The sequence below is a fragment of the Hyphomonas sp. UBA3601 genome (genome assembly GCF_002375605.1).
In the GTDB taxonomy this organism is placed as follows: domain Bacteria; phylum Pseudomonadota; class Alphaproteobacteria; order Caulobacterales; family Hyphomonadaceae; genus Hyphomonas.
Genome location: NZ_DFME01000104.1, coordinates 8,272 through 9,810, shown reverse-complemented (window position 1 = coordinate 9,810; position 1,539 = coordinate 8,272). Strand labels below are relative to the sequence as shown.

2 protein-coding genes are annotated in these 1,539 nt (G+C 55.9%); one reads left to right on the top strand and one right to left on the bottom strand.

Annotation, left to right across the window (positions count from 1 at the left end; all coding sequences use genetic code 11):
* Positions 1–53 precede the first annotated feature (53 nt).
* The gene (locus tag B4F73_RS10390; RefSeq protein WP_290480097.1) at positions 54–407 is read right to left on the bottom strand and encodes a hypothetical protein; all 354 of its coding nucleotides are present in this window, start codon (positions 405–407) and stop codon (positions 54–56) included.
* Between the two features lie 244 nt (positions 408–651).
* On the opposite strand from B4F73_RS10390, the gene B4F73_RS10385 reads away from it, so the two are divergent.
* On the top strand, positions 652–1,425 hold the full coding sequence (locus B4F73_RS10385; protein WP_290480098.1) for a hypothetical protein: 774 nt from the start codon (positions 652–654) through the stop codon (positions 1,423–1,425).
* Positions 1,426–1,539: the final 114 nt, after the last annotated feature.

Genomic DNA, 1,539 nt, shown 5'->3' with positions numbered 1-1,539 from the left:
CCCGCCACTCAACGGAGGAAGCATGACTGGAAGACTTTGGCCCAATGTGGACTCTACCGCGTCCAGTGTTCCAGCGCCCAAGAGAAGTCGGGCAACTGGCCAATGAGCACACTTGGAATAGACGATTGAGAGCGCGCGCTTTCCAATTCGCGCGCGTCATCGCTGACCCAATGAGCAAACCCGTCATTGATCCAAGAGCGTGGAGGCATGCTCGCCCGCTCGTAGAGAAGACCAACAAATCGCTCGGCTATTTCCCGTCCCCACGCGAGCGCTGCCTCACCGTCGTCGGCTGAAATCCAAACAGCCCAGCTCGACTCGAAGTCTGTGCCGTCGCGCTCGTTTAAAACGTGTTCGGTAGGGCTCTCAAAGCCGAACATGAACAGGAATGGCTGTGCTGCGTTTGCCATTGGCTCGCTCTATAGTCTTGGCAGGACGTCTGCAATCGGCGAGATTACGCCTGAGCGATCAGCCGGAGTGAACGACCGGACTGGATCGGCTCTACCATTTAGGAGCTGGACGGCGACATGGTAGAGTTGGCCCCAATTTGCCGTTCGAAAGAGGCTCTAGAATGTCAGCTCAAAATTGCTAGTCTCGGCAAATTGAAGACAGGTGGAGGACCTCATTCGAACCGCCGACAAAAGGAGATTGGGATTGACTGACCTGACTTTGAAACAAGCGCTCATTAACTGGGACACTCTTGCTGCTTATGGCGGCATTATCCGCAATGATTGCAGCGTTGTGCCAGACTTCGGTCCCTTCCAAACTCAAGAAAAAGATGCAGAAGGCCGTCGGGTCGCCGGCTGGCTTGGCGCGCTTGGTCCGTCGATCTCCTGTGTAAACGATGTTCCGACCTCGATCATGCCACGATGGCTCGCGAGTCTTACGGATATAATGGATGAAGGCACCAGCAATGATAGATGGATGGGCTTCATGGTTCGCTATCGGGCCGTGCTGGGTCGTATGGACAGTTTGTCCCCCCAAGCCTCCGATCGTGCACGTGATTACATGCTAATCCGCGCGCTTGAAATCGCTTTGCCTCACGATAAAGCAGATGTTGTTCAGCCAACGATTACCCTACTGCATCGCCGGTTAGGAGGGGAGGAAGTGGCGGCAGAAATGAGCAAGGCGGCGGAGTCCGCACGTGCGGTGAGGGCCGACCCGAACAACGCCAAGGACAGCTCTGGTTTGCAGTGTGGGTACGCTGCGGAAGCCGAGTCAGCGAAGGCTGCATTATGTGCGGCAAACGCGAATGTGAGGTGGGCAGCTAACGCTGCGACGGCTTCGGAGGCGTGGGGGAAATCCACATTCTCATTTGGGAGGCGGCAGCTAGCATCAGTGCGGACGGCGTGGGATGAGATCACCGATGCCTGTCTCAGTGCGTTGGAAAAGGAGTTGGGATTGCTGGGCAATCCTGCTCACGGTTGATCCATTACGACGCCCAATCTCAGTCTGGTGAGATTGGGGGAACCATGCAGTGGACAAAGAAGCGCAGTGAACTTCCTGCAAGTGGCGCCGAAACGTTCTGCATCTAAGTCAGTT